This is a genomic window from Klenkia sp. PcliD-1-E, assembly GCF_024124375.1.
Classification (GTDB): domain Bacteria; phylum Actinomycetota; class Actinomycetes; order Mycobacteriales; family Geodermatophilaceae; genus Klenkia.
Map to the genome: position 1 here is coordinate 1 of NZ_JAMXRZ010000181.1, position 5,500 is coordinate 5,500.

General features: G+C 77.2%; 4 protein-coding genes. 1 reads left to right on the top strand and 3 read right to left on the bottom strand.

Going from position 1 to position 5,500, the window contains the following annotated elements; genetic code table 11:
• A partial coding sequence (locus NH342_RS21705; RefSeq protein ID WP_253018236.1) for a diguanylate cyclase domain-containing protein occupies positions 1–1,756 on the bottom strand: 1,756 nt, incomplete at its 3' end.
• Positions 1,753–4,374 (bottom strand): EAL domain-containing protein, encoded by a 2,622-nt coding sequence (locus NH342_RS21710; RefSeq protein ID WP_253018237.1) that lies wholly within the window; start codon positions 4,372–4,374, stop codon positions 1,753–1,755. The genes NH342_RS21710 and NH342_RS21705, both read right to left, overlap by 4 nt.
• Before the next feature lie 166 nt (positions 4,375–4,540).
• On the opposite strand from NH342_RS21710, the gene NH342_RS21715 reads away from it, so the two are divergent.
• On the top strand, positions 4,541–4,687 hold the full coding sequence (locus NH342_RS21715) for a hypothetical protein (RefSeq protein ID WP_253018238.1): 147 nt from the start codon (positions 4,541–4,543) through the stop codon (positions 4,685–4,687).
• A gap of 128 nt (positions 4,688–4,815) precedes the next feature.
• Here NH342_RS21715 and NH342_RS21720 read toward each other — a convergent pair whose 3' ends face one another.
• Entirely contained in the window at positions 4,816–5,385 is a 570-nt protein-coding gene (locus NH342_RS21720; protein ID WP_253018239.1) for a hypothetical protein, read from the bottom strand.
• Positions 5,386–5,500: the final 115 nt, after the last annotated feature.

The window sequence follows — 5,500 nt, forward strand, 5'->3', positions numbered from 1 at the left end:
AGACCCGGACGCAGCCCTTGCCGGCGCGCTTGGCGGCCCGCAGCGCGGTGTCGGCCTCGCGGAAGGCGAGCTGGCCGCTGCCGGGGTGCAGCTCGGCGACCCCGACGCTGGCACCGAGGGCGAAGGTGCGGTCGCCGGTGCGGTGCGGCAGCGCCATCGCGTCGACCACGCGCTGGGCGGCCTCGACGGCCTCGGTGAGCGTGCCGTCGACGACGACGGCGAACTCGTCGCCGCCCAGCCGGCAGACGACGTCCTGGTCGCGGACGACGGTGCGCAGCCGGCGGCCGACCTCGACCAGCAGCTGGTCCCCGGCCTCGTGGCCGGCCACGTCGTTGACCGCCTTGAACCCGTCGAGGTCGAGCACCAGCAGGCAGCGCTCGCCGGCGGGGGCGGCCAGCTCCCGGAAGAGCAGGGCGCGGTTGGGCAGCCGGGTGAGGTGGTCGGTGTAGGCCATCCGCTCGAGCTCGCGCTCCCGGCGCAGCCGGACGGTGGCGTCGCGCAGGTGCAGCACCCGGCGGCCCTGGCCCGCGCGCTGGTGCTGGGTGACCTCCAGCTCCAGGGGCAGGCCGTCCTCGCCGGGGACCTGCAGGTGCAGGGTGGCGTCGCCGGCGACGAGGGCGGCCCGGTCGGCGGGCAGCACCAGGTCCAGCAGCTCGCGGCCGGCGGGGTCGGCGTGCTCGGGCAGCCCGAGCAGCGCGCGTGCGGCGGGGGAGGCGAAGCGCAGCCGCAGGTCGTCGTCGACGATGACCACGCCGTCGGTGCTGCCCTCGACCAGGGCACGCACGTCCTCCTCGTGGCGCACCAGGTCGGCGACCAGGTCGGTGCTGGTGCGGATGCGCAGTGTGCTGCGGACCAGCAGCAGGGCGACGACGGCGGCCAGCGCGGCGGTGGACCACGGGGTGAGGTCCTGGTCGCGCAGCAGCGCCACGACCAGCGCGACGGGCACCCCGCCGAGGGCCAGCAGGGTGATGGCCAGGCCGGTGGCGTTGACCCGCGGGCTGCGGGCGGCGACGTCGTCGGGGGAGGCCGGACGGCGGGGCGCGGTGGCGATCGCGGCCACGCCGGCCTCCAGGGCGACCAGGCAGGCGACGTCCCCGATGCCCTGCCACAGCAGGCCGGGGCGGTCCAGGCCGACGGCGAGCATGGCGGCGGCCAGGGCGACCATCAGGTTCATGACCACCATCGCGGTGGCCGGGCGCTGCAGCTCGCGGGTGGTCACGGTCAGCACCGCGCCGGCCAGGCCGACGGCGAGCACCGCGTACCCGGCGTAGGCCAGCGCGACCGGGGGAGGTGTGCGGAGCTGGTCGGGGGCCGACAGCGCCAGCACGTCGACCACGAAGGCCAGTGCCAGCACCACCGAGGCGCCGTCGACCACCAGGGCCAGGCTGCGCGAGCGGCGCACCTCGCCGGCCAGCCGGATGCAGACCAGCGGCGGGACGACGAGGACCGGCAGCAGCAGGACGTCGCCGAGGCCGGCCACGCCGAACGCGCCGGCCAGCCCGCTGCCGGTGACGAGCGCGGCGACGGAGAACAGGGCCCCCGAGCCGGCGAGCAGTCGCCACGACGTGCCCCGCCGTCCGGTCGTGCCCCGGCCGAGCCGGGCCGCGCGGACGGCGCTGACGGCGGTGAGCAGGCCGAGCACGGTGTTGTCGGCCTGGAACCCCACGCTGGTCACCGGGGTGACCGCCAGCGCGGCGAGGAGGGCGACGGTGCCCAGCAGGACGGCCAGCCCGCTGCGACGCAGCTGCCCGCTCACCGGTCGGCCCCCTGCAGGGCAGTGGGCACGGCGTGGACGGTACCGGCCAGGTCGGGCAGCTCGGTGGGCCGGGCGAGCAGGAAGCCCTGCACGAAGCGGTGGCCCATGTCGCGCAGCAGCTGCAGCTCGCGGGGGGTCTCCACGCCCTCGACGACGACGTCCAGGCCCAGGCTCGTGCCCAGGTGCAGCACCGAGCGGCACAGCGCCTGGTGGCGGGGGTCGGTCTCCAGCGAGGCGAGGAAGGCGCGGTCCATCTTGAGCACGTCGACGGGCAGCCCGACGAGGTAGGCCAGGGAGGACCAGCCGGTGCCGAAGTCGTCGACGGCGATCCGCACGCCCATCCGGCGCAGCGCGGCCAGCTCGTCGGTCACGTGCGCCTCGTCCAGCAGCACCGACTCGGTGAGCTCCAGCACCAGCCGCTCGGGGGCGAGGCCGCTGGCCGCCAGGGCGTCGGTGACGTCGGCGAGCAGCTCGCCGCTGCGCACGTGCCGGGCGGCGACGTTGACCGCCACGCACAGGTCGTCGTCCAGGTCCGCGATCGCCGCGGCGGCGGTGCGCATGACCCAGCGGCCGAGCTCGGTGACCAGCGCCGACTCCTCGGCCAGCGGCACGAACTCCGCGGGGGAGACCGCGCCCCAGGTGGGGTGCTGCCAGCGCAGCAGCGCCTCGACGGAGGTGACCCGCTGCAGGGCGAGGTCGGTGACCGGTTGGTAGACCAGCCGCAGCTCGCCGCGGTCGAGGGCGCCGGCCAGGTCGGTGCGCAGCGCCTCCCGGCGGTTCTGCGCGATGAGCAGGGCGACGGAGTGCCGGCGGACCCGGCCGGGGCCGGCGACGCGGGCGCTGTCCAGGGCCAGGGAGGCCCGGCGCAGCACCGCGACCGGCTCGCGGTCGCTGCCCTCCAGGGAGGTCAGGCCGGCGTGCGCGGTGAGCCGCAGGCCGAGCACGGGGGCGTCGGCGGGGACCGCGGCCACCAACCGCTCGGCCAGGGTCTCGGCGTCGCTGATGGTGCCGTCGACGAGGACGGCGAACTCCCGCGGGCCCGAGCGCAGCAGCCGGTCACCGCCGCGCAGCACGCGGGACAGCCGGCCCGCCAGCTCGCGGACGACGTCGGCCTGCGGGGTGTCGGGCAGCCCGCCGATGCCGATCTTGACCAGGCCGACCTCGGCGCCGCCGCGGGCGAGCTCGGCCAGCCGGGCGACCAGCGCGCTGCGGTCGGGCAGCCCGGTCTCGGGGTCGCTGCCGCCCAGGGGCTGGGCGTCGGCGACGGCGGGGCGCGGCGCGGCCTCGCGGGTGAGGTCGCGGCAGTGCAGCACGATGGCGCCGACGTCCGGGTCGTCGCGCAGGTCGCGGACCCGGGCCTGCAGCAGCAGCCAGCGGCCGTCGTCGTGCCGGACCCGGGCGGTGGTGGTGCGGCCCTCGCGGCTGTCGCCGACCTGCGGTGCGAGCAGGGCGGCGGTGAGCGCGGGCCGGTCGTCGGGGTGCACGGCGGTGCGGACGTCGCGGCCGACCAGCCGCTCACCCGCGCGGCCGACGATGTCGCCGAGCCCGGGGGAGGCCCAGGTGATGGTGAGGTCGCCGTCGAGGATGACGACGGGGTCGACGGCGGACCGCACGACGGCCCGGAAGTAGGCCTCGCTGTGCTGCAGGGAGCGGGTGAGGTGGCGGCCGTCGTGCCAGGCCACGGCCTGGTGGATCGCGAGCAGCACCAGGCCGACCCCGCCGAGCACGGTCTGGGCCGTGCTGAGGGTGCCGGTGACCAGCACGCCGCTGAGCAGCAGGGAACCGCCGGCGAGCACGGTCAGGTGCGGCAGGACGGCGGCGAGGAAGGACAGCGGCTCGTCGCTGACCACCGGCTCGGTGACGTCCTGGTCCAGGAGGGCCGCACTGACCAGCAGGGCGAGGCCGACGACGGTGACGACCGCGGTGGCCACCAGCGGTGCGGTCGCGGCGTGCTCCTCGTCGGAGAAGGCCATCAGCACGAGGGCGGCGGCGACGGCGAGCTGCCCGGCGAAGGCGAGGACGGCGACCCGGCGCAGGGGCCCGGACGTGCTGGCCACGACGAGCAGACCCATCGCCGTGAGGAGCGCGAGGGTGGCACCGAGGGCGACCACCGTGGCGTCGAAGAGGCTGCCCAGGCCCAGGGTGCGGCCGCTGACCAGCTCGAAGGTCGCGAGCCCGCACAGCAGGCCGGCGTCCAGGAACAGCAGCAGCGAGGTGACGAGCTGGCCGCGCAGCCGGCCCCAGCTGCCGCGCGGGATGAGCCGCAGCAGCGGCGGGACGGTGAGCAGCATGCCGGGCAGCGCGCCGACGGTCATCGGCACGGACGACCCGGGCGTGTGCAGGGCCAGCGCCGCGCCTGCGCCGGCCACGACCAGGGCGCCGGCGTACCAGCCCCACACGCCGGGGTGGCTGCTGTCCCGTGCGGCCACGCGGGCGAGGACGGCGGCGCCGAGGAAGGCGAGCACCGAGAACAGCGCGACGCCGAGGTCGGACAGCGGGGCGGGCTGGGTGGCGGAGACGACGATGCCTGCGGACAGCACGGCCGCCCCGGTGGCCACCCGACGAGGGGTCGCGGCCAGCGGCGGACCGCTGGGCAACGCCGGAGGGCCAGGGTTCACGACCTGGTCCTCGGCCCCCGCGGCGGTCGGCCTGAGGGGCTGCCGCCCGTCGTCACCCCTCGGGGTTGACCGGTCACCGGCGTTTCGTCGCGTTGCAGTCGTGGAATGCGCTGTTCACCTGTACGTTCCCGGCACCAGCCCTGCAGCAGCCCGCGAGGTCCCGATGATGTGGCTCTGGCTCTCCTTCCTGTGGTTGGCACTCGCCTGCATGCTCGGCCTCTGGCTCGGCCGGGTCCTGCGCACGGCGGAGGACAACGAGGACGTCCGGCTGGACGTCGACCGCGCGCTGGAGCGGGAGCTCGCCGGCCTCTGACCGGCCCGCCCTGCCCCGCCCCCCGCAGTGATCAGGGGACCTGATCCCCGTACGTCCGTCCACACCGACGTCGGTGTGGGTGGCCGCACAGTGATCAGGTCACCTGATCACCGTCCGGGCCGCGGGAGTCAGGGGGCGCCGGCCTCGGCGACGACGGGGTCGGGCGCGGCCTCGGCGGGCGGCGGGGCGACGACGGCGGCCTCGGTCGGCGGCGTGGTGGCCTGGTCGGTGCTGGTCGGCGCGGCGGTGGGGGTCGCGGAGGAGGCCTGCGGGGCCCGGCTCACGACTGCGCCGGCGGTGGTGGCCGCGGCGCCGGACGTCGGGAGCACGGCGCCACCGGCCCCGGTGATCGGCGCCTGACGGCCCGGGACGACGGCGGCCGCCGGGTCGGCGGGGTCCACGACGTCGAGGGTCTGGACGTCGGCGGCCTGCTCGGCGCCGTCGGCCGTGGCGGGACGGCCGTCGACCGATTGCCGGGAGGAGCCCGTGGTGCCCGTGCCGGCCCGGTCCCCCACCGGGTCCGCTGCTCGGTCGCCGGCCTGGTCCTCGGCGGTGGACGCGTCGGCGGGGGCGGTCGCGTCGGAGGTGTCGGCGGTGCTCTGCACGGTGGTCTGGCCGGCGCTGACCGCCTGGTGCACGAGGACGGCGGCGGGGACGGCGAGGAAGCTGGCGATCCAGATGGCCAAGGCGATCGGCACCCAGCGGATGGTCCGGCCCGGGGCCCGGCGGCTGCCGGTGGCGGGGCCGCGCGAACCGCCACCGGTGGCGGGGCCACGCGACCGGCTGCCCGTGCCCGGGCCGCGCAACCCGGTG